Below are 22,624 nucleotides of genomic sequence, written 5' to 3'. Positions count from 1 at the left end.
TTCAACGCCTCCTCAAAAACAATATTACTCGAATTTCTCTTAGTCATGCAACTTTCAAGACTCACGATCATTTGTGATTGTATCTTCTCTATTATTTTCATCTAAGTCTACTATCTTTTGCTTAGGTTGAACTTCAGTTTCTAGTATTTTTGCTTTTGCTTCAAAGGTTCTTTCATGGATAACCTTTGTATCTGCTATATAATCATGAATAGCCTTATGATTTGGTGTAAATGCGACCAAAATATAAAGAATATCAATTGTAACAGAAATAAATCGACCAATCCATTCACGGAAAAACACAGTTGCCCAAGATAAGGGCTTACCATCCTCTGAAACAACACGAATACCCAGAACCATTTTCCCAACTGTCTGTCCCCAGATTTTCGTCATCACAACGAAATAGGCATAAAATAAAAGACTTGTCATGGATCCATAAAGCGGGATATAAAAAATTTCAATATTCTCCCATCCAGTAAAGAAAAATAACGGTTTAACTGTAATAGCATTTATAGAAAATACAACGATTAGATCAATCAAATATGCCCAAAATCGAGTCCAAAAGCCTGCCGCTTTCAATTGGTAGTCCATTTCTTTTTTTATTTGTATCGGTTCTGGGGGGAGCATTCCAACATCAATTGCTTCTGCCATCATCTAAAACCTCCTTATTCTTCACCATACAAATACATCATACGAGGGGCACCATTTTTCGTTAATAATTTAGTGATCGCTTCTTTTTCAGTAGATCCCCCAAGTAACGTATTGATCTTTGAAGAGAAAAGTGATGTCCAGTCATCTAAGGATTTGTACTCATATACTTCAGCACCTACAAGATGATGATCCTTCATAAGAGATTGGAGTGCATCTTCACTATATCCAATTTGATCGACTAACCCTGCTTTTACTGCTTGTGAACCATTCATAATACGCCCATCCGCAATTTTCTTTACTTCTTTTTGAGACATTCCACGACCATCTGCCACCACTTTAACAAATCGTCCATATGAATCATTCACCATATCTTGTAATAGTTTTCTTTCAGCATCCGTCATTTCTCTAGAACCATTCATAATATCTTTATACGGACCTGTTTTAATTGTGTTGAATTCGATACCATATTTTTTGGCTAATTTACTATAATCCAATCCTTGCATAATAACACCGATAGAACCAGTAATCGTTTCTTCATCCGCAAATATTTTATCAGCAGGTGCGGAAATATAATAACCGCCTGATGCAGCCATCGATCCCATGGATACGTAAACAGGGATTTTACGTTCTTTTTTTATTTGTACAATTTTTTCATAAATTTGCTTTGATTCATTTGTTCCTCCACCAGGAGAATTCACTTTTAACAGTACACCCTTCACCTGATGATTATCTAAAATTTCATCTAGTTGATTCATAAAAAATTGATGATTATATGTTCCCGAACTCAATAAAGATGCTGACTCTCCAGTATCTTGTATCGTTCCATTCACTGTTAAAACCGCTATTTTGTTCGCAGGATTTCCAGTTTTAATAATATCTGTATCATATGTAGCATTCATATTAAATGCAGATGTAAACTCTTTCTTAAAGTCTAGCTTAGCAACTGACCACAGTACACTTGCAAATGTAGAAACGACAAATAATGCCGCCGCTATAGCTAGAGCGATCCATCGTTTTGCTGTCATTATTTCTCCTCCTTTGGCCTTCAATTGTTTATACGAATGAAACCTTAAAACGTTTCATGCTTTTTGATGAATTCTGTGAGATTTTTTCACTCCTACAATAGTAGAAATAGAGAAAATGACTAATGCAAGCCATATAAATGAAAACGATACTAACTCAATTCCACCAAACGATTCATGGTAAACAATAACGCCTAAAATAAGTGTCATTGTAGGAGCAATATATTGAATAAAGCCAACCAAATATAAAGGGATGTTTTGTGCACCCATTGCAAAAAGAATAAGTGGAACAGCTGTTACAATCCCTGTTCCAATTAAAAACAAATCAGTTTTCATATCGACATGCAAAAACGACATATTTCCCTGGAAATAAAGATATACATAATAGATCAATGCAACCGGTAAAATAAACATTGTTTCAATCACTAAGCCACGTGTTGCATCAAGCACAATCTGTTTCTTTAATAAACCATAGATACCAAAGCTTAATGCTAATCCAATGGCAACCCAAGGGATTTGACCATATGAAGTGATTAAGATAAGAACACCAATCGCAGCGAGCAAAAATGCAATAATTTGTGATTTTGATAATTTTTCTTTTAAAAAAATAATTCCTAAAAGAATCGAAATGATTGGATTCATATAATACCCAAGACTTGTTTGTACGATGTGATCATGATTTACAGCCCAAATATAGATGAACCAGTTTAGAGAAACTAAATAGGCTGCAAAAAATAGAGACCAAAAAGATTTCTGATAATGCCATAATTTTTTAAAATCCAAAATCAATATATGCCATTGTTTGAATAACAATACAAAAACCAATGTTAATATAAATGACCAAATGATACGACTTGCCAAGATTTCTTCACTTGAAACATGTTCAACAAACTTCCAATAAATAGGGAATAAACCCCATAAAAAATAGGCACCTACTGATGCAATAATACCCTTTCTTTCATTTTGCACAATCTCACCTCAATTTCTAGTGCGTTCATTTCCAAATTATAAATTTATAACTAGTGAATGTAAATATTAAAAACTTGCATTCTCTCATTTAGAGTAAAGTTACACTTATATTATAACTACAACTTCGAGGAAAAATTTTTTATCAGCATTAAAAAACTGTATAAAAATACAGTCATACTCATATAAAAATAGTATGCCAGAATACTTTCTAGCATACTATTCTATCTTTTAAACAGTCACTTTAATAGCTAATCCCACATTCTCTCTAAATCTTGAGATGGGGATCTTACTGCCCGTTAATGCAAGATATATCCACTTATCATGAATTTATACGATGGTTTCTTTTTTCTTTCTCACGCAATTCAATTCTCCGTATTTTACCTGATGATGTTTTAGGTAATTCTTTTACAAATTCAATGGCTCTCGGATATTTATAGGGTGCTGTTCTCTTTTTCACGTGTTGTTGTAATTCCTTCACTAATTCATCTGAAGGCTTGACAACATCCTTTAAGACAATAAATGCTTTTACTATATTTCCACGAACTGTATCTGGACTTGCCACTACTGCACATTCCTGAACCTTAGGATGGTTCACTAATGCCTCTTCAACTTCAAATGGTCCAATTGTGTAGCCTGAACTAATAATAATGTCATCATTTCTACCTTCAAAAAAGAAATATCCGTCCGTATCTTTTTTGGCACGATCTCCAGTTATATAATAATCTCCCCTGAATTGTTTTGAAGTCCGTTCAGGATCATGAAGATATTCTTTAAATAATGCTGGTGTAGAGCGATGAACAGCAATATCTCCAACTTCTCCAACAGGGCAAGCGTTTCCATTTTTATCGATGATTTCTACGATATTACCTGGCGTAGGTTTTCCCATCGCCCCTGGCTTTGTCGGTATACCCTTAAGGTTTCCAATCAGTAATGTGTTTTCCGTTTGACCATATCCATCTCGGACATTCAGATGAAACACTTTTTTGAAAACATTAATAACTTCCTGATTTAATGGCTCCCCAGCTGAAACAGCGCTATGCAAGGCTGATAAATTATAATCCGCTAAATTATCGACTTTTGCCATTATGCGATATTCCGTTGGTGTACAACATAAAACTTGAATTCGATATTTTTCCAATAAAGTTAAATATTTATCTGCTTTAAAACGTCCATTATAGACAAATCCTGTTGCCCCACTCCCCAATACAGATAAGAATGGGCTCCAAATCCACTTTTGCCACCCAGGGCTTGCAGTTGCCCATACTAAATCATCTTCCCGAATATCTAACCAATGGGATGCGGCTGTTTTCAGATGTGCATAAGCCCATCCATGTGTGTGGACAACCCCTTTAGGATTTCCTGTCGTACCACTCGTGTAAGATAAAAATGCACTATCCGTGCTTTTTACTTTAGCATCTTCAAATTGTTCTGACTCTTTTTCAGCTTCCTGAATCAGTTGGATCCAAGGTGCGTTTGCTTGCCCAATCACATATTGTTGTACGCCCTGTAAATTTTCTATTTGATAGAACTGTTCTATAAATGGTTCATAAACAATGACCGCTTTCGCGTTACTATGAGCGATTCGATAATCGATTTCTTTCGCTCTTAGCATTTCAGAACTTGGAATTACAACCAAACCCGCTTTTAATGCCGCTATATATGTAATATAGGCATCGATTAAACGAGGTACCATAATCAGGACTACATCACCTTTTTGCAACCCATGATTTGTAAAAACATTTGCTACTTGGTTGGCTCTTCTTATTAGCCCATCATATGTGATAGAATCTGTACTGCCAATCTCATTTTCAAATTGAATAGCAATTTTTTCTTGCCCTTTTGCGAATCGTTCAATTTCTTCCACTAAATTATAATCTTCAGGTGCAATTAAATCTTGTTGTTTCATAAAAACCCCCCTGAATAACAAATTGACATCACAAATTATTATATGTAATGTATTTTGAAATTACAACTAGATATAAATATTAGTAATTAGTAGTTAGTACTAAATTTAAAAAGCCGAGAAAGAATGTTTTATTCTCCCCCGGCTTTTACGCTATTTATTTAATTTAATTTAATTATTTTTTTGGAAAGCCACTGATTTGTTGTTGAGCTAATGCAACTAAACGCTTTGTAATTTCTCCTCCAACGGATCCGTTAGCACGCGCCGATGCATCTGCTCCAAGACTCACACCAAATTCTTGTGCGATCTCATATTTCATTTGATCTACTGCTTGTTGTGCACCACGAACTTCTAATTGATTTGAGTTCCCGCTTCTTGCCATGTAAATCACCTCCTTTGCACTTATAGAATGTGCGTTTGAAAAAAAATCATGCACTTAAGTTTAAAAAAAATGATTTATGGATATAAATGAGAGTTAATCGAATATTATAACTCCAAGTTGCAGTGATGAATCTCAAATAGATATTATCCATAAAATATAGATAGTCAATATTTTCACTACAAATTGCTCGTTTTTCCTGTAAAACATTGAACTGACTTTACCGAATGAACACCGCACAAAGAAATTGTAGATACATTTCCGTATTTTCGAGGACTCGAGTAATCCTCTGTTACAATTCGTAAAATGAAGTAAAAAATATGTGACCTTTTACGATTGTATCCCTGCATATCTAATTTTTTCGAACCATCATACCTGATATACACCTTCTATTTTCTATAGTTTTATGCAAAACTACAGAAATACGATCTGAATAGGAACATTTCTTTCGACAATGTTTCTATTGCTAATCATTGAAAAACCGAGAAAAAATTCTCTCGAATTCTTCCTCGGTTTTTTTGCTTTTTCTTGAGCATACTGTACTCAAGATTTGTTATTTAGAATAACCGTTTAGTTGTTGTTCAGCTAATGCAACTAAGCGCTTAGTGATTTCTCCGCCAACGGATCCGTTAGCACGCGCTGATGCATCTGCACCAAGTTGCACACCGAATTCTTGTGCAATTTCGTATTTCATTTGATCGATAGCTTGTTTAGCTCCACGAACTTCTAATTGGTTTGAAGAAGTGTTGTTTGGCATGTGTATCACCTCCTTGTGTACATAGAATGTACAGAAGAGAAGAAAACATACAACAAAAATATAGGAAATTTATTCTTGTATTATAAAAAATCTAGAAATTCATCTGTCTGTTTTTTCGGGAATGTATGAATTTCGCGATTTTTCACGGCTCTTTCGATCAATTCATCAAAATCAGTAAAGCTTTCATAGTAGTTCATCTTGTCGATTCTAGGCTTTGTTTTTGGATTTGCTGGTGTAAATACGGTACAACAGTCCTCGAATGGACGAATGGAAATATCATAAGTGCCAATTTTTTTGGCAACTTCTATTATTTCTAATTTATCGAATGTGATTAATGGGCGCAAAATAGGTGTAGTTGTAACAGCATTAATCGCAGCTAAACTTTCTAATGTTTGACTAGCAACTTGTCCCAAATTTTCACCTGTAACAATTGCTTTGGCATCGATTTCTTTCCGAACAACATCCGCTACCTTCATCATCATCCTTCGAGTAGAAGTCATTGTTACATTTTCAGGAACACTATTTTGAATTTTTTGTTGGATTTCTGTAAAAGGTATAACATGTAAGCGGATTTTACCACCGAAGCGGCTAATTTTTTCACATAACTCTTTCACTTTTCCTAATGATTGATCACTCGTAAATGGCGGACTAAAAAAATGAATAGCTTCTACTCTTACGCCGCGTTTCATCATATAATAAGCTGCTACAGGACTATCAATTCCACCAGATAAAAGCAACAACGCTTTACCGTTAGAGCCAATTGGTAAACCGCCAGCTCCAGGAATGACATCGATCATCATATAAACTGCTTTTTCACGAACTTCTACACGAAGCTCGATATCAGGATTTTTCATTTGAACGGTCATGCCAGGTAACGAACTTAATACATGACTCCCTAAAGTCCGTTGGAGTTCATATGTATCCATCGGGAATTTTTTGAATGAGCGTTTGGCATTTACTTTAAATGTTTTTCCTTGATAATTCATGTCCTTTACAATTTCAACAGCTAGTTTTTTCATCTCTTCGATGGTTGGTTCACATTGAGCCACAGGGCTAAATGAATGAATACCAAAAATATGTGGTAAACGTTTGATGAGTTCTTCCATTTCAGTATCTACATTACTGCTCAAATACATGCGGTCACGTTCTGAACGAATACGCAAATTGGGAACATCAGCGAACGTATAGCGTAAATTTTCTTTCAATCGATTGATAAATAATTTACGGTTACGTCCCTTTGTCGTAATTTCTCCATAACGGATTAAAATTTCATGCCATTTCATGTGGTTAAAACTCCTTTACTTGGTGCATTACCTTGCTAAAAGCTGTTTTAAAGAATGCGATATCTGTATCTGTGATTCCTTCACCTAGACTCATACGAATGACACCTTTTTCATAAGATGGTTCAACTTGTATTGCTTTGACGACATGACTAACTGAATGATCTTTTGATGAGCATGCACTTGAAGTTGAAATAATAATACCTTCATGCTGCATGGCATTGACTAAAATTTCTCCTTTTAAACCTTGCACTGCACAACTAATAATATGTGGCGCACCTTGACTACTTGAGAGTGTATTTACATATGAAAATTGCTTGAAAAATTCATGTAATTCATCTCTCCATTTACTGAATTGTGCTGTTTTCTTAGGTTGTTTTTCAATGGCTAGTCGAACGGCTTTCGCTAAAGCTACATCCTGTGGTACTGCAACTGTGCCACTCCGAAAGCCCATTTCTTGACCACCACCATGAATAATAGGTTGAATGTTCATTTGTTTTCGTAAGGCTAAAAATCCAGATCCTTTTAATGCATTAATTTTATGACCAGAAACTGTAATGGCATCTGGACCATCTTCTCCTGTAAATTGTACAGGAATTTTGCCAAAACTTTGTACAGCATCCATATGATAAAAGGCTCGACTATTTTGATGCACTATTTTAGCGATTTCTGCCACCGGTTGAATAGCACCTATTTCATTATTCACATGCATGATGCTAACGACAACCGTATCTTTTGTCAGTTTTTTCTTTAGATCATCTATTAAGATCACGCCGTTTTTGTCAACATCGATATATTCAATTGTAAAACCTTCTTTTTCCATTGCCTTAGCACTTTCTAAAACAGATGCATGTTCGATAGATGAAACAAGGATTTTTGTACCACGATGTTTATTTGCTCTAGCTAATCCTTTAATAGCAAAGTTATTGGACTCCGAACCACCAGATGTAAAAATAATTTGTTCGGGTAAAGTATTTATAATATCAGCGATTTGTTCTCTTGCTCGACTGAGTAATGCGTTTGACTCAACACCCATTTGATGAAGAGATGCTGGGTTTGCATAGTAATGTTCATTTACTTGGACAAATGTTTGTAAAACCGCTGGATCCGGTTTTGTTGTTGCACTATGATCTAAATAAATCATTTTGTCTTTCAATATCATTCATTTCCTTTCAAAAGAAAACCACCAGCACAATATCGCGGGTGGCTTAATGCTTTTCTTATTATGAACGTCAACCTTTGTTTTTGGCAAGTACTTGAATTTTTTTCATCGCACCTGGTTCAGCGGCTTCTACCGCAGTTGCTGCATATTCGAGTGCCTTTGCATAACGCATCTCACGAAATGCATCTTCAGCTTCCAAAAGTTGTTGGTGCATTGCTGGATTCGAGTTTCTATAACGATTGCCGTACTGAATAATTCGTTCGATTAATTGTACGTTTTCAAGCATTTCAACCGCTGTATTATGTACATCCTCTATACATTTCTCTGCAATCTCAAGATTTTTATTTACAGTTTCCATATTAAGCGGGATTTCTTGAAGACTATTAACAGCAACAAATATCTGTTCGGCTGCTTCTTCCAACCGTGCATCCATTTCTTCTGGTATACCTGGCAAATTGGCTTTATGTAGCATGCGTTCTGTATCATGTAGCAACCTTTTTTGTTTAGCTAATGTTGCTCTCGCTTTATTTTCATCTATTCGTAAATTCTTCATACGATCAGCGAATTGCTCTTGTTCTTCAAACAATTGCTCAATAGATGATTTTAATTCTTTTAACGTTTCTTCCATGCTTGAATAAGCAGACTGCTCTTCTTGTACTTCTACCGTCAATAATTCATAACGTTGACGTAAAGAAAGTAATTGCTGTTTACAATTTACTGGTACATTCGCTTCTTTTGGCGATATTCGATAGCTTTTTTGAACAACCTCTGCTTCTTCAACTGTCTTTTCAGTCGCTTCAATAGCAGATTCTAGTAGGTCACCTATTTCTGTAAAATGATCATCCACATATTTTCTACCGATAACTTCTTTTTCAAGTGCATCATAAAATGATTCAATCTCATCTTTGATTTCAACTACACGTAATTGAACAGGAGCAATGTCAAGATCAGCTATTTTTTGTTTGAACTCGACTAAATTTTCTTCTATTTGGTTCAACTTTTCTAATATTTCAAGATGAACAAGAAAATAAGACTGCTCTTCCATCTCTTGGTGTCCATTACGGATTTCATGAATATCAGACGGAATTTTATGTTGGATCTCCGTCAGCAATGTTGGGATTTCATTTATAAGCTTAAAGAGAGTTTGTCCTTCTTCCTTTAAACTCACTACAATTTCTCTTGCTTTTAAATAGTTACCAGATGCTGTTAACTGATCATATTCCTCAAATTGAGGATTGAACTTTTCCAAACGGTTTTCAAGAGGTTCCGCAGCTGGGCCATAAGAATATTGATGTGCCAGCAATGTCTTCCGCGCAGAACGATATTGTTCTTTTAACTGTTCAATTTCAATTCGATTTTTTTCTTCACTACCGATTAATTCATCTAATTCTTTTAAAATTTTTACCATTTCTTGATCGTACTCTGTAATTCGAGATTCAATTTCTTTTTCAATCTCTGTAGCTTTGCCAAAATGAAATTGGTCGACTTGTTCTTCAGCATCAAATAAAAGGACATCAATTTTAGGCATTTCTACATCCATCAGCTCTGTCCACTTATTTCGCCAACGTTCGAACATTTCTTCAGTTTGTCCATTCATATTCAGCGCCTTTACTTTAGTTAGCTCTTCTAGCACTGGTTTATTTTGGATCTGTAGTTTTTTTTGGTCAAGTCTTTGAATCTCATTTCTATGTTTTCGACGAAATAGAAAGACAATTGCTATAATTACACATAGTACGATGATGGTAGGAATGATATACTTCATCGTAAGCCCCCTATCCAAAATCAGTTTTGCAGCTTCTAATTATGCTTAATAGTACCATGTTTTTGGATATTTTGTTTACTTTTTAGAGAGATTTCTCATAAAATCCTCTATAATTCAACTAAATAATTATTAATGGAGGGATTTTTTTGAAGCGTGATGCACATATTCATACCCCATATTGTCCACATGGCACTAAAGATTCTATAGAAAATTATATCAAAAAAGCTATGAAATTGGGATTCCAAGATATAACTTTTACTGAACATGCTCCTTTACCTACAAATTTTATAGATCCTACACCTGAAAAGGATAGTGGTATGGATCCTCATAAGCTGATTGCGTATTTGGACGAACTAAATACACTTAAGGAGCAATACAAAGAAGACATACATATTCGTATTGGCTTCGAAGTGGACTATATTATTGGATATGAAACGGAAACAACTAGTTTTTTAAATATTGTAGGCCCACAAATTGATGATGCTATTTTATCCGTACATTTTCTAAAGTATAACGATGAATATACATGCATCGATTATTCAAGTGAAGTTTTTTTAGAATTTGCCCAAAAATTAGGTTCTGTTCAAGCCGTATATGATTTATACTATGAAACATTAAAACAATCAATTTCTGCTAATCTTGGTCAATATAAACCAAAGAGGATTGGACATCCTACACTTATTCATAAATTCCAGCTTGCTCATGGCGAACAAATTGACGATGATGATCAAATTAAACAGGTTCTACAATTAATGGCAGACAATCAATATGAACTCGATGTTAATAGTGCAGGGCTTGCAAAAAAATATTGCAAAGAACCTTATCCACCATTACCATATGTTCGATACGCAAAATCATTGAATATCCCATTAGTTTTTGGCTCAGATGCACATCAAGTTGCAGATTTACATCAGTTTTACGATGAAATTTTTCCATTAAAAGATTAATCAGGAGGTAGTAAAATATGTTTCAAACAAAAAATCCTAGTGGGGATTTAGCCCCAAAATACGATCTATTAGCTAAACAATTAGATGCATTATTGGAAGGTGAATTAGATAACGTTTCAAATTTAAGCAATGCCTCTGCTCTTCTCAACCAATTTTTAGAAAATATCAATTGGTGCGGTTTTTATTTAGTAAAAAACAATGAATTGCTCTTAGGTCCATTCCAAGGACTCCCTGCTTGTGTTCATATTCCACTTGGCAAAGGGGTTTGTGGGACTGTAGCACAATCTAAACAAACTCTTATTGTAGAGGATGTCCATGCATTTCCTGGTCATATTGCTTGTGACAGCGCTTCTCAATCTGAAATTGTTGTTCCTATTATAGTTGATAATGTCCTTTATGGAGTACTTGATATCGATAGCCCTATAAAAGGACGTTTTTCTAAAGATGACCAAGCTGGTCTTGAACAATTTGTTTCTGTATTGACCGATCATCTTTATCTATAAGGTGAAATTTTATACAGTGGGGGCTTCTTTCATTCCCCACTGTATATGAATAGAACGGATCGGACTTTTGTCCCGCGTTAATAGGCAGTTGATGGAAGTTTCACTTTATTTAAGAACTGATGGACTGAAATAAACAATATCGGTTTTTACCACTATTTTTTGCCTCATATAAAGCAATATCTGCATTTTTGAGTAAATGTTGATATGTTAGATCCAAATCATTGTGCCATTCGGCAATACCTGATGATAATGTGACAGATGGCTCTGTCACATTTGGTATTAACTTAATTATTTTCCTAACAATTTCGATAGCGTCATTTGCATCCTTGTTTGGTAAATAAATGGCCATTTCTTCGCCACCCCATCGAGCACATATCCCTTGATCTTGAATACTCAGTTGCAACTGATTGCCAATTGTTTTTAAGATAAAATCACCCGTTTGATGACCAAATGTATCATTGATCATTTTAAAGTTATCAATATCAAGCAATACAAAAGCCCCATACTCATCCTCTTCCATTGAGTTTTCTACGTATCGATCTAAGTACTTGCGTGCATATAATTTTGTCAAATAGTCGCGATCGACCATTTCCTGTAATTGTTCACGCAATAAAATATTGGAGATTGCAAGTGAAGAATGGCGAATAAGTGATTGCATTAACTTAAAGCTATCAAATGAAAAATAATAAGGATCAAGATGTAAAATAGCGCAATATCCTTGCACTTTCTCCCGAATAATAATTGGTACTACCATCATAGAGTTATACGCAACTTTTTGTTCGATTAGGCTATCAAATTCTGCTACGAATAAAGGATCTGTTGAGCTAGCAAAATGCTTGGCAATATAGTTTTTGTATACTCTTGCTTCTTCTTGATAGAAAAAAGCTGAAGTCCCTTTTGCATTTTGAAACTGATCATCATCAAGTAATGCAAAGCATATCTCGGAAGGCGTAAAAGATTTGTTCAATTGTTTTGTTAAAAAGGATAATATCTCTTCTTTGTTCAACTTCATATTCAATCGTTGTGAAGTTTCATTTATAAGCTGTAAATCTGAAACGAGACGATGGGATTGGTGGTATAGCTTAGCATTTTCAAGTGCATTGCCAGAAATTTGTGTAAGATGCTGTATAAATTTCTTCTCTCTTGGACTAAATCGATAATCAATCGGGGTGAAAATTTGCAAAACACCATAAATACCTTGTTTTCCTTTAATAGGTGCATTCAATAGACGACTATCTATATCTGAAGCATGATCGATCGTCATCTCCCCTGATACAAATGCCTCGATGGTGGAAGGACGTTCTAATAAATAATCAAAGACATAAACATTCTCTATTCCCCTACGATCTTGATCATTCGATAAAATCAACTTTGAATTGAATTTTGGGAAAATCCTTTTAACGCCGTGAATCATTGCTTCTAGAATATGATTAACATCCATCGTTGAGTGAAAAACCTCTGTCATTTCAAAAAGTTCACGATTTAACTTTTTCTCATAAGTATTTTTCCAACTATTTTTGATCACCCTAAACATATCTGATAGAAGTTTCTCCAAATCTGCGACATATGGAGTTTGTGCAAAACTATTCCATATTGGTGTATCTTCTATAATAAGGATTCCTAATATTTCACCATTTCCTTTCAAAACAAGTACATCACCAGCGTACTCAAAGTAACGCTTTAGCGTTTTAATAAGCAAATGGTGAGAACGATGCCTCTGTTCTAGGTGAGGCGTCAACGATGTACATGGAATTCCATTTGATATATCAGAAGTAGTTAAAGGATATAATACGTCATTTTCGGCATTTAAGTATTCTATTTTTTTGATATTAAATTCTCGGAGCATAACCCCATTAAATAATTCTAAGTACTCAATTGCAGTAAGCGGTTTCCCAGCATTTTTTATCCACAAATCAAGCAATTGGCATTTAATACTTTGCATTATTTGTAGATTTCGCAACGTTCCATCACCTTTTTCTCCGATACAATATGTATATATTTTTTACTATTTTATTATACACTAAACAAGCCTTTTTAACTATGACCAATCTATTATTTTTTATTAATTAACACAAATTTCATTATAAATTACTATAAAATTTATTTCTATAGCATTTATTATAATAAAAAAGGTAACTTTTCTTGACACTCACTCCTGTAACAGATAGAATGGAACTTGTGTAAAATAAATGCAGCGGTTGTATGGCTTTATTGGCTCATTTTATTCCTCTACTAATGTAGACGGGGTATTGCGTAACTCTTCGGCTGCAAGAGCGAAGGTACATGAAAATAAAATGACCATAAGGTTAAATACATCTGGTTTTTATTTTATGCCGAATAAAAAACCAAAGGAGGAGACTTCTAAATGTCTCGTTATACAGGTCCATCTTGGAAACTATCACGTCGTTTAGGCATTTCTTTAAGCGGTACTGGTAAAGAAATCGAAAAACGCCCATATGCTCCAGGTCAACACGGCCCAACTCAACGTAAAAAATTATCCGAGTACGGCTTACAATTACAAGAAAAACAAAAACTTCGCCATATGTATGGTATGAACGAACGTCAATTCCACAACTTATTTGTAAAAGCTGGTAAAATGAATGGTGTTCATGGTGAAAACTTCATGATCCTTCTTGAAACTCGCTTAGACAACCTAGTTTATCGTCTTGGTCTAGCTCGCACTCGTCGTGCTGCTCGCCAATTAGTAAACCATGGTCACATCTTAGTTGACGGTAAACGCGTTGATATCCCTTCATACAGCGTAAAACCAGGTCAAGTGATTTCTCTTCGTGAAAAATCTCAAAACCTTGATATTGTAGCTGAAGCAATCGAAGTTACTAACTTTGTACCAGAATACCTTTCACTTGATGCAGACAAAAAAGAAGGTACTTTTGTGCGTCTTCCAGAACGTAGCGAATTATCTGCAGAAATCAACGAATCATTCATCGTCGAATACTATTCACGTTAATCTTCGTGGATTTCAAAGTGTATCATTCTCAAAACCTTGTTACCGTTATATTAGCGGTTGCAAGGTTTTTTGTTTTTTACCGCTACCCAAAAATGCTCAAACTTCATCGTTTTTTGGGGGGGAATTATTGGGGGCTTTTTCTTATCACCGTTATTTCTCAATATACTTGGGAGAACTCTCAAAACCTTGATACTACTGATGGGGAAGCTATTAATATATATTGCGTAGACTTCTATTTATGAGAATTTACTTATCTGCAAGTATTTTTACTGAAGAAATAAAAGTCAAAATGGTTTCAAGAAAGTTGATATTTTCATCACTAATCATATTTTTAGTTGACCAATCATTGTTAAGACTTTAAACAGGAATGATAAAACTAATATCAGTCTTCTATAAATTCTAAAAATCTATGACTCCATATATTCTCATAAAAATGAATAGTCTCTTTTGCAGACATATAGGCATTATTCAAAGTAGAAGTTGCTTTTCGCACCATATAATTTTTATATCCTAATCCATGAGAAAATTTGATAGTTGCATCCATGCAATATTCTGTTTGGGCTCCACAAAATTCAATACTATGTATAGATAATGTATCTAAGAGATCCTTCAAATTAGTTTTGTAAAATGAATTAGCATGAGTTTTTCTTACAAAAAGGTCTTGTTTACGAAAGTCTATCTTTGAATTGATATTCCATGGATCTTCTTCAGGTACTAATTCATCATCACAGTGTTGCACAAAAATTACAGGTTTATCCAATTCTCTGTATAAAGATATTCTTTTATTTACTTTTATCAATAAATCATCTAAATTATATAAGTTCCCCACTCCAGTACATACTCCATTTTGTAAATCTATTACAATTAAAACATCCGCAAATTTCTTCATAATTCTCCTCTTTTTATTGGTATTTTTGTAAATTATTTTACCACAAAAATCTCCTCCATAATATCATTGAAACTTAAATTACTTTTTAACTCATTCTATTCGAAATTACATAATAAGAGACCATGAGGGAATATCTCATGGTCTCTTACTTCTATAATTATTCCACTATTTAAGAAGTTTACATCTATAGTAGCAGGATTTATTTTTCTCCGCTTAATTCAACTAGAATTTTAGCTTGAGATTTGTCGTTTGTTAATGCTTCAAAGCCTTTTTCTACAATATCGTCTAATACAATTTGAGAAGTGACGATACCTTGTGGTTTCAATTGACCAGTGCCCATTAAATCTACAGTTTGTTGGAATGTAGTTGGGGTATAAGCAATGGTTGAAGTGATTTTGACACCTGTATTTGTTAAATGTAATGGGTTCCATTCGATAGGACGCGCAAAGATAGAAACGATCACCATTGTCCCGCGTGCACGAGTCGAATCGATGGCTTGTTTAAAGGTTGGAGCCACACCAGCCACTTCAAATGTCACATCTACACCATTAGGGACGATTTCTCGAACAGCTGCTGGTCCATTGACTTTTCCCGAGTTGATAATATGCGTAGCGCCCAGTTCTTTCGCTTTTTCTAAACGCGTTTCAGAAAGATCCAGAACAATAATTTTGGTAGCACCCGCTGCCTTTGCGGCAAGTGTTGTCAATAACCCGATTGGGCCCGCACCATAGATGGCTACGGTATCTCCAAAGCGTAAATCAGCTTCTTTGACAGCTTGTACAGCTACGGCTGTCGGTTCCACTAAAGCACCATCTTGAAGTGTTAACGTTTCAGGTAAGCGATATAAATTGGATTCTGGAGCATTTGCATATTTGGTGAAGCCGCCATCTCCATGTAGTCCGATAAAGCTGAAGCCATCATAACAGTCAACATCTTCTGGTTTATCGCCATGTGTTAATGTTGGATTCACCACTACGCGATCTCCCACTTTATAATTTTGAACGTCCTTGCCGACTTTTTCAATGATCCCTGCAAATTCATGACCCATAATGATGGGAGCGATTTCCCCAGTGAGTTCATCTGCTTTTTCAACGGGAACAAACACAGGTCCCTCTTGATATTCATGTAAGTCACTACCACAGATTCCTGCCCATGCGACACGAACGGTTACTTCATCATCTTTTAATGGTTTTAATTCTTTTTCTTCAATACGAATATCTTTCTTACCATGCCATACTGCTGCTTTCATTGTTTAGACCTCCAAAAATTAAATCATATAAATGGCTCTGATAGTAAGCCTCTTTTATGAGCACGGTTTCCGGAAACGATTTCATAAAAATATCCTAAGATTAGGATATTTTTATTATAATACAACTTCTAATGCTTTACTCTCAGTCTTTAGTAGTAAACATATAAAAAAGACCCTCTATTTTATGGAGGCCACTGAAAAAGTCAATGCATCTTCAAAAAAATGATAAAAATAATCTTTTTTAGTTTATAAAATTAAAGAAAAGATGGATTTTTATCAATGAAAATAGAGATTCTATAGTTTTTCAGTGTTCTCATTTTATGAGAGAGCTACATAATAATTTGAATAGTTTACGAAAACTTAACTACGATTGCATCAATACATTCAACTGAGTCAAAATGGAATCAAATGCTTTGTTATTTCATAAATTTTTTTATTTGAAAATCAAATAGGCATAAAACCACTCCCCACTTCCTTCCTTTTCATATGTTATTAATGACATATACCTTATTACAAAGGAGGTCATAAAATGAACAGTAAATATCACGATCATTCATTTGGCGGGAGAGGTCATCAAGGTATGTCAGCACATTGTTTCCCACATCAAACATCTCCTGCAGAATTCTGTCCGCCGCAAACATCTCCTGCACAATTCGACCCAGCACGCGTTTCACCAACAAGACAATATGTTAGAACAAACATCATAAATACTGTAGTCCCACATATCCATCCGTCTCATACAACAACAGTTAATCGTCATGTTATCAATAACCAACATTACTTCCCTCATACAGAGTCTGTGGTAAACGAATATGTCGAAACAAATACTATGTGCGGTAAGCCCCATAATGGTTGCTGCCCGCCACATCATTGGGGAAGAAGATAAGAAAATCAAAGGCGGTTTTCTTAGTAATGCCTAGTTACTAAAACTTAGCCTCTTCTTCAATCCAATCCTTTGCCAGGCTATTTATAGTCTGGCCTTTTACCTTTTATAAACGCTACTACCTTTTAACGAAAGCACTCCTGTATCAAGGCAAAAATTTTTTATAGGAAACCTTTAGCAAGTGAATACTTGTGTGAGCTAAGTATCTTTTCTCTCATGAATTCTTCGCTTAGGCTACTAACATAACGGGGTGCAGCAAACCACAGGAGATCTAGCAAGCGTAGTGGAAATCAGTTGACAATTCCTATTATGAATGACATTAGGAATAACATGTTATATGAACATATCCCAACAGATTTTTATCACCGATATCATTAAAAGCAGTGTAAAAATCCATTGAAGCTGTTTCACAGGTAGTTTACTGCTGATACGTACGCCAATAGGAGATCCAATTAGACCAGCTATTGCTAACCAAATCGCCAAATGATAGTCAATACTATTTGTAAGAATCTTACCAAGAATAGTACCGATAGATGACAAAAATGTGATGGCGAGTGAAGTTGCCATTGCAGCCCGAGTGGATATTTTAATGATGCGAATCATTAGTGGCACGAAAAGAAAAGCACCTCCAGCTCCAATCATACCGGATACAAAACCTACTACACTTCCTATCAAAATAGATAATGAAATTTTTACTTTTTTCGAGATTTCTTTATGGTTATAGTCCTTATATGGTATAGTCATCATCATTATGGCTACGATTGCAAGCACACCATATAACATATTTAAAAAATAATCAGAAACGAATTTGGCTATAGCTCCACCTAAAAAACCATTTATCAATGCTGGAATTCCGATCGTCCATACAAGAATAAGCTGCAACTTACCATCTTTTTTATGTGCAATTACACCGCTCAAAGTAGAAAAAAATACTTGGAATGCCAGTAATCCTGAAATCTCAAGTGATGAAAAACGTTCAAATCCTAACAAGGGTGGTATAAACAGAAGCAGCGGATACATAACAATTGCTCCCCCTACACCTACTAACCCTGAAAAAAAAGACCCAATAATACCTAGAAAAAAAAGTAACATCAATAGACCCAACAAAATCTCTCCTTAAAAACCCACTTTATCGCTTCAACGCATCTAACCCTCATGTTTAGCCTTGATCATAAAGTGATACTACCCACAGTGGAGGTTCTTTTCATCTCCACTTGTGTATTATAAGTGAACTAGCCAAGCTTATACAGGCAGTGGATCCCTCTTATCCTCTGCTTGCTACTTGTGTCCTGTAGTGTGTGCTTACGCCTGCTAATGCCGCATAAATGGCAACAACATAAATGTACTAGTGGCTTGTAAGACTTTCTTATTTTTTAAGTTAAATGTTTGTAATTTCTGAGCTTTCTTCATCATTTTATTCCGATAAAGTGAAACTTCCATCAGTGAAGGTCTTCTTCCGTCACTGAAATAGAAGAACCCAAGTTAAAAGCGTCAAGTCGCGTGGCAACACCTGAGTGACCAACATCTTGCCCACCAGAACCAATCGGGCGCCTGCAACAGTTGATCCCCCAACTATCTTTCTCGTTTCTCTCTATACCTTGAGGTGGGAATCTTACTGCCCATTAACGCGGGATAAAATTCAACAACATCAAAATTCAATTCAAAAGAGGTATGCTTACGAAAAGCATACCCCTTCTTCAATCACCATTTTAAACTATTCTACAGGACCTTCCCACGCTAACATTCCGCCTTCCATATTAGCTGCTTTATATCCATTTTCCTCTAAAAATGATGTTGCTTGTGCACTTCTGCGCCCTGAACGACAAACCATAATATATTCAAGATTTTTATCCAACTCATCTAGATGGAATTCAAGAGTTCCCAATGGAATCGCTTGCGCAATGCCAATTTTTCCAGTAGCTATTTCTTCTGGCTCACGAACATCAATAAGATGGAGTTCTTGTCCTTCATCAATCTTTTTTAATACTTCTTCTGGTGTAATAATTTTCATACGAACTTGTCTCCTTCCTATTTGGCTATAGAGCGCTCTCCGCTACAACTTATCTAGTTTCGGCAGTTGATCTCGAATCATTTCAGTCCATCGCTTGAAGTCCTAAATGATGCCTCGATTCTCCCTTTCAATAAATTATCCAGCTTGAACGCTCCATATTAACGACTTTTCACTAATAAATCAACAGCTTCTTTATTCTTATCTTGAAATTGTTGTTCATCTGACATGCAATATACTAAATTTGTACTAACGATTAATCCGATTGCTCGGTCAATGGCAGAACGTGAAGCAGATAATTGTGTAACGACTTCTTTGCACTCTTTTCCTTCATCAATCATTCTAATAACACCTTTTAGTTGACCTTCTAAACGCTTTAAACGATTGCGAATCTGATCATTATATTCCATCTATTCACCCCTAAAAACTTTGAATATAACTCGTATCGATATTATATCCCCTAAAGGTATTATGTCAAGAAAAGCAAATAAATGAAAACAAATTCATTGCGCTCGAATACCCCTGACAGTATGATATAAATATTCCTTTATACTAATAGAAGGTGTAATTAAATAGTTTCTTTCCTAATATTTATATACATTTCAACACAAATTCACTAGGTCAACAATTCAAGTTTATTCTATAAGAAAAACTATTACAAAGGAGAAAAAATGATGGAATTAGATGTAACCATATATTCAACCGCAAATTGTGGGTATTGTGAATTGATGAAAAATTTCTTGCATGAGCAAAGCATAGACTTTAAAGTCATCAATATTCATAATGATCCAGACATGGCGCAATTTTTGATGCAACAGACTGGACGTCTCGGTGCTTCTCAAACTTGCATTAACGGTGAGTGGGTGCTGGGCTATGAGCCAAATCAGGCAATGAAGATCATAGAAAAAGTCAAACGTTTTTAGCAAATGCCGCCTTTCAGTATGTTGAGAATACAAAAGGGCGATGAGATTGCTGGAGAATTTTCCTTCAGAAGGATGTTATAATAACACACAACTCTCCCTACTCATGAAACGACCTGGTTGGTCAGAACTCCTCGCGATTGCAGAGGGACGCCTGCATATCATGGAGGAATGGCTCTATTGCCGCCCTTCTCCTCGATTATTAGAAGGTGCTTTGAAATTGGTCAAAATATTACATCCTGCTGAATACTCCCACATTGTATTGCCTAGCTGGATTGACCATACCTGATTTCATATAGCGAACCTTCATACAGTGGGTTTCTTCGTCCGCATTGTGCGTTAGTCGAACTAATCAACCTTTTCGGGAGTTCATCACTCACTTATTATGTCTTGATATGGAGTGTTGACTGCCCCAAAAGGAATAGAGTGACTTCAAAGTATTAAAAAGTACTTTGAAGTCACCCATTAATTTGAAAGAAAACATTACATCTTTTATTCATTTGAATGTGAATAAATATACTGTTGAAATTTCATCAGCATATAGCGAGAATCCTTTCTTCATGAACCTCAAACTTTCACATATCATAAAAGACCAACAAGACGATTTAGCTTATCGGTAATTAGTTAAATTTCACCATATGATATTTCTTTTTACCACGACGAATAATGGCAAATGCATCTTCCATTCGGTCTTTTGTATCAATGATATAATCTAGGTCTTTAACTTTTTCACCATTCACAGAGATGGCTCCATTTGTCACATCCTCGCGCGCCTGACGCTTTGAAGAGGAGATTTTAGCTTCTACTAACAAATCTACTATATTTTTAGCTTCTTTTGGAAGTTCTATTGAAGGAACACCTGAAAAAGCTACTTTCATTTCATCTACAGAAAGTGATTTTAAATCTCCCGAGAATAATGCAGCCGTAATGCGAAGTGCTTGTTCTAAGCCTGCCTCACCATGGATAAGCTTTGTCATCTCAGCAGCTAAAGTTTTTTGAGCTTCACGAAGATGTGGTTCAGTTTCCACCTTTTGCGCTAATGTCTCTATTTCTTCGTGACTTAAAAATGTAAAGATTTTTAAGTATTTCACAACATCTGCATCAGCAGTATTCAACCAGAATTGGTAAAACTCATACGGAGATGTTTTTTCAGCATCTAACCAAACTGCCCCTCCAGCTGTTTTACCGAATTTTGTACCATCTGATTTTGTCACCAATGGAATGGTGATACCGAATGCTCTAGTCTCTTCATCATGCGTTTTGCGGATGACCTCAAGACCTGTTGTGATGTTCCCCCATTGGTCTGATCCCCCAACTTGGATACGGACATCATAATGGTCGTATAAATGGTTGAAATCAATACCTTGAATGAGTGTATAGGCGAATTCAGTAAAAGATAAGCCAGTTTCTAGACGAGATGAAATGGTATCTTTGTTCAGCATGTAGTTAATATTGATCAATTTACCATAATCGCGTAAAAATTCGATTGCACTTAGTTTTCCTACCCAGTCATAATTATTGACCAATTGTGCGCCATTTTGATCACCAGAAAAATCGAAAATACGTTCAAGCTGTTTTTTGATACCTGCCACATTATTGTCGATTTGTTTTGCCGTAAGCAAGTTCCTTTCTGTAGAACGTCCTGATGGGTCACCGATCATTCCCGTTGCACCACCTACAAGTAGAATCGGACGATGACCAGCTTGTTGAAAACGACGTAATGTTAACAATGGTACGATATGACCAATATGCATGGAATCTGCGGTTGGATCAACACCCACATATAAAGAAACTTTCTCTTCGTTTAATAATTTTTCCATACCTTCAGCATCTGTTTGTTGATATAACAAACCACGCCATTTTAGATCTTCAATTAGTGTGTTTGCCATTAAAATTCCTCCTATTAATTGTTCTGGTTTAACAACTGAACTATTGAATCATTTTAGATGATATGCACCGTTCGTTACTTTAAAACCAAAAAACGCCCCTGCACATAAAATGCAGGGACGTTAATAGCGAATTTAACGCGGTACCACCCAGCTTGAAGAATATACAATTCTCCCGCTTCAATAGCTTTATCGTCGCTACCGTTCTCGCTCCAAATGTGTAATTCATGTCCATATTATGTCTAGCTTGCACTAACCGCTAGCTCTCTAAACAGGAAATATGTCCACTACTGCGCATCCTTCAACGCCAGAAAATGATTAATGACTATTGTACCCCATTATAGATGTACATCTAGACCGTTGTCAATTTTAATATATATTATTGTCAATTCGTATTATGGTATAATAGACAATATTTTAGAAGGTTATTAGTATACAAGTGTTAATGATACTAAACTGCTTAATCTAAATTGATAAGCATGGTAACCA

General features: G+C 35.4%; 21 protein-coding genes. 5 read left to right on the top strand and 16 right to left on the bottom strand.

The genetic code is table 11. The features are described from left to right. Window positions 1-54: 54 nt before the first annotated feature. The 9 genes from FEZ13_RS00720 to ezrA form a co-directional block, all read right to left on the bottom strand. Window positions 55-648 (bottom strand): RDD family protein, encoded by a 594-nt coding sequence (locus FEZ13_RS00720; RefSeq protein WP_255473031.1) that lies wholly within the window; start codon window positions 646-648, stop codon window positions 55-57. Between the two features lie 14 nt (window positions 649-662). Then, the gene (gene sppA, locus FEZ13_RS00715; protein WP_146551072.1) at window positions 663-1,673 is read right to left on the bottom strand and encodes a signal peptide peptidase SppA; all 1,011 of its coding nucleotides are present in this window, start codon (window positions 1,671-1,673) and stop codon (window positions 663-665) included. 54 nt (window positions 1,674-1,727) lie between these two features. Further along, window positions 1,728-2,639, bottom strand: coding sequence for an EamA family transporter RarD (gene rarD / locus FEZ13_RS00710; RefSeq protein ID WP_146551071.1), 912 nt, complete (start codon window positions 2,637-2,639; stop codon window positions 1,728-1,730). 319 nt (window positions 2,640-2,958) lie between these two features. Continuing rightward, window positions 2,959-4,545 (bottom strand): acyl-CoA synthetase MbcS, encoded by a 1,587-nt coding sequence (gene mbcS / locus FEZ13_RS00705; RefSeq protein WP_146551070.1) that lies wholly within the window; start codon window positions 4,543-4,545, stop codon window positions 2,959-2,961. A 172-nt stretch (window positions 4,546-4,717) separates the two neighbouring features. Then, window positions 4,718-4,924 carry an alpha/beta-type small acid-soluble spore protein gene (locus FEZ13_RS00700; protein WP_146548010.1) on the bottom strand — a complete coding sequence of 69 codons (207 nt, stop codon included), beginning with the start codon at window positions 4,922-4,924 and terminating at the stop codon, window positions 4,718-4,720. A 550-nt stretch (window positions 4,925-5,474) separates the two neighbouring features. Beyond that, window positions 5,475-5,678: an alpha/beta-type small acid-soluble spore protein gene (locus tag FEZ13_RS00695; RefSeq protein ID WP_146548009.1), complete on the bottom strand. Its 204-nt coding sequence runs from the start codon at window positions 5,676-5,678 to the stop codon at window positions 5,475-5,477. Window positions 5,679-5,758: 80 nt separating this feature from the next. Further along, entirely contained in the window at window positions 5,759-6,961 is a 1,203-nt protein-coding gene (gene thiI, locus FEZ13_RS00690) for a tRNA uracil 4-sulfurtransferase ThiI (protein ID WP_146551069.1), read from the bottom strand. 4 nt (window positions 6,962-6,965) lie between these two features. Continuing rightward, window positions 6,966-8,102, bottom strand: a complete 1,137-nt coding sequence (locus FEZ13_RS00685; protein ID WP_146552715.1) for a cysteine desulfurase family protein — start codon at window positions 8,100-8,102, stop codon at window positions 6,966-6,968. Between the two features lie 88 nt (window positions 8,103-8,190). Beyond that, complete coding sequence (gene ezrA, locus FEZ13_RS00680) at window positions 8,191-9,882, bottom strand: septation ring formation regulator EzrA (protein ID WP_146551068.1); 1,692 nt, start codon at window positions 9,880-9,882, stop codon at window positions 8,191-8,193. Window positions 9,883-10,028: 146 nt separating this feature from the next. Here ezrA and hisJ point away from each other — a divergent pair, with 146 nt between their 5' ends. Both hisJ and FEZ13_RS00670 read left to right on the top strand, forming a co-directional pair. Then, window positions 10,029-10,829 carry a histidinol-phosphatase HisJ gene (hisJ, locus tag FEZ13_RS00675; RefSeq protein WP_146551067.1) on the top strand — a complete coding sequence of 267 codons (801 nt, stop codon included), beginning with the start codon at window positions 10,029-10,031 and terminating at the stop codon, window positions 10,827-10,829. Window positions 10,830-10,846: 17 nt separating this feature from the next. Beyond that, entirely contained in the window at window positions 10,847-11,332 is a 486-nt protein-coding gene (locus tag FEZ13_RS00670; RefSeq protein ID WP_146551066.1) for a GAF domain-containing protein, read from the top strand. Between the two features lie 109 nt (window positions 11,333-11,441). Here FEZ13_RS00670 and FEZ13_RS00665 read toward each other — a convergent pair whose 3' ends face one another. Then, complete coding sequence (locus FEZ13_RS00665) at window positions 11,442-13,292, bottom strand: sensor domain-containing diguanylate cyclase (RefSeq protein WP_146551065.1); 1,851 nt, start codon at window positions 13,290-13,292, stop codon at window positions 11,442-11,444. Window positions 13,293-13,697: 405 nt separating this feature from the next. Here FEZ13_RS00665 and rpsD point away from each other — a divergent pair, with 405 nt between their 5' ends. After that, window positions 13,698-14,300: a 30S ribosomal protein S4 gene (gene rpsD / locus FEZ13_RS00660; protein ID WP_146548003.1), complete on the top strand. Its 603-nt coding sequence runs from the start codon at window positions 13,698-13,700 to the stop codon at window positions 14,298-14,300. Between the two features lie 382 nt (window positions 14,301-14,682). Here rpsD and FEZ13_RS00655 read toward each other — a convergent pair whose 3' ends face one another. Together FEZ13_RS00655 and FEZ13_RS00650 are read right to left on the bottom strand one after the other, a co-directional pair. Beyond that, window positions 14,683-15,189: a cysteine hydrolase family protein gene (locus tag FEZ13_RS00655; protein WP_146551064.1), complete on the bottom strand. Its 507-nt coding sequence runs from the start codon at window positions 15,187-15,189 to the stop codon at window positions 14,683-14,685. A 199-nt stretch (window positions 15,190-15,388) separates the two neighbouring features. After that, on the bottom strand, window positions 15,389-16,438 hold the full coding sequence (locus tag FEZ13_RS00650; protein WP_146551063.1) for a 2,3-butanediol dehydrogenase: 1,050 nt from the start codon (window positions 16,436-16,438) through the stop codon (window positions 15,389-15,391). 529 nt (window positions 16,439-16,967) lie between these two features. On the opposite strand from FEZ13_RS00650, the gene FEZ13_RS00645 reads away from it, so the two are divergent. Beyond that, complete coding sequence (locus FEZ13_RS00645) at window positions 16,968-17,324, top strand: CotD family spore coat protein (RefSeq protein WP_370467595.1); 357 nt, start codon at window positions 16,968-16,970, stop codon at window positions 17,322-17,324. A gap of 330 nt (window positions 17,325-17,654) precedes the next feature. Here the strand turns inward: FEZ13_RS00645 and FEZ13_RS00640 are convergent, their stop codons facing one another. The 3 genes from FEZ13_RS00640 to FEZ13_RS00630 form a co-directional block, all read right to left on the bottom strand. Next, entirely contained in the window at window positions 17,655-18,425 is a 771-nt protein-coding gene (locus tag FEZ13_RS00640) for a sulfite exporter TauE/SafE family protein (protein WP_146551062.1), read from the bottom strand. Window positions 18,426-19,035: 610 nt separating this feature from the next. Continuing rightward, on the bottom strand, window positions 19,036-19,332 hold the full coding sequence (locus tag FEZ13_RS00635) for a rhodanese-like domain-containing protein (protein WP_146551061.1): 297 nt from the start codon (window positions 19,330-19,332) through the stop codon (window positions 19,036-19,038). Between the two features lie 158 nt (window positions 19,333-19,490). Then, complete coding sequence (locus tag FEZ13_RS00630) at window positions 19,491-19,739, bottom strand: metal-sensitive transcriptional regulator (protein WP_146551060.1); 249 nt, start codon at window positions 19,737-19,739, stop codon at window positions 19,491-19,493. Window positions 19,740-20,003: 264 nt separating this feature from the next. Here FEZ13_RS00630 and FEZ13_RS00625 point away from each other — a divergent pair, with 264 nt between their 5' ends. After that, on the top strand, window positions 20,004-20,252 hold the full coding sequence (locus FEZ13_RS00625) for a glutaredoxin family protein (RefSeq protein ID WP_146551059.1): 249 nt from the start codon (window positions 20,004-20,006) through the stop codon (window positions 20,250-20,252). A 617-nt stretch (window positions 20,253-20,869) separates the two neighbouring features. Here the strand turns inward: FEZ13_RS00625 and tyrS are convergent. Beyond that, the gene (tyrS, locus tag FEZ13_RS00615; RefSeq protein ID WP_146551058.1) at window positions 20,870-22,138 is read right to left on the bottom strand and encodes a tyrosine--tRNA ligase; all 1,269 of its coding nucleotides are present in this window, start codon (window positions 22,136-22,138) and stop codon (window positions 20,870-20,872) included. Between the last annotated feature and the right edge of the window lie 486 nt (window positions 22,139-22,624).

The organism is Rummeliibacillus sp. SL167 (genome assembly GCF_007896505.1).
Taxonomy (GTDB): Bacteria; Bacillota; Bacilli; order Bacillales_A; family Planococcaceae; genus Rummeliibacillus; species Rummeliibacillus suwonensis.
This window is presented reverse-complemented; position numbering and strand designations above follow the sequence as displayed.

Coding starts and splice junctions, on each gene's coding strand:
- FEZ13_RS00720 (WP_255473031.1), bottom strand. CDS start 648: ATGGCAGAAGCAATTGATGTTGGAATGCTCCCCCCAGAACCGATACAA.
- sppA (WP_146551072.1), bottom strand. CDS start 1,673: ATGACAGCAAAACGATGGATCGCTCTAGCTATAGCGGCGGCATTATTT.
- mbcS (WP_146551070.1), bottom strand. CDS start 4,545: ATGAAACAACAAGATTTAATTGCACCTGAAGATTATAATTTAGTGGAA.
- FEZ13_RS00700 (WP_146548010.1), bottom strand. CDS start 4,924: ATGGCAAGAAGCGGGAACTCAAATCAATTAGAAGTTCGTGGTGCACAA.
- FEZ13_RS00695 (WP_146548009.1), bottom strand. CDS start 5,678: ATGCCAAACAACACTTCTTCAAACCAATTAGAAGTTCGTGGAGCTAAA.
- thiI (WP_146551069.1), bottom strand. CDS start 6,961: ATGAAATGGCATGAAATTTTAATCCGTTATGGAGAAATTACGACAAAG.
- FEZ13_RS00685 (WP_146552715.1), bottom strand. CDS start 8,102: ATGATTTATTTAGATCATAGTGCAACAACAAAACCGGATCCAGCGGTT.
- ezrA (WP_146551068.1), bottom strand. CDS start 9,882: ATGAAGTATATCATTCCTACCATCATCGTACTATGTGTAATTATAGCA.
- FEZ13_RS00670 (WP_146551066.1), top strand. CDS start 10,847: ATGTTTCAAACAAAAAATCCTAGTGGGGATTTAGCCCCAAAATACGAT.
- rpsD (WP_146548003.1), top strand. CDS start 13,698: ATGTCTCGTTATACAGGTCCATCTTGGAAACTATCACGTCGTTTAGGC.
- FEZ13_RS00655 (WP_146551064.1), bottom strand. CDS start 15,189: ATGAAGAAATTTGCGGATGTTTTAATTGTAATAGATTTACAAAATGGA.
- FEZ13_RS00650 (WP_146551063.1), bottom strand. CDS start 16,438: ATGAAAGCAGCAGTATGGCATGGTAAGAAAGATATTCGTATTGAAGAA.
- FEZ13_RS00645 (WP_370467595.1), top strand. CDS start 16,968: ATGAACAGTAAATATCACGATCATTCATTTGGCGGGAGAGGTCATCAA.
- FEZ13_RS00635 (WP_146551061.1), bottom strand. CDS start 19,332: ATGAAAATTATTACACCAGAAGAAGTATTAAAAAAGATTGATGAAGGA.
- FEZ13_RS00630 (WP_146551060.1), bottom strand. CDS start 19,739: ATGGAATATAATGATCAGATTCGCAATCGTTTAAAGCGTTTAGAAGGT.
- FEZ13_RS00625 (WP_146551059.1), top strand. CDS start 20,004: ATGGAATTAGATGTAACCATATATTCAACCGCAAATTGTGGGTATTGT.
- tyrS (WP_146551058.1), bottom strand. CDS start 22,138: ATGGCAAACACACTAATTGAAGATCTAAAATGGCGTGGTTTGTTATAT.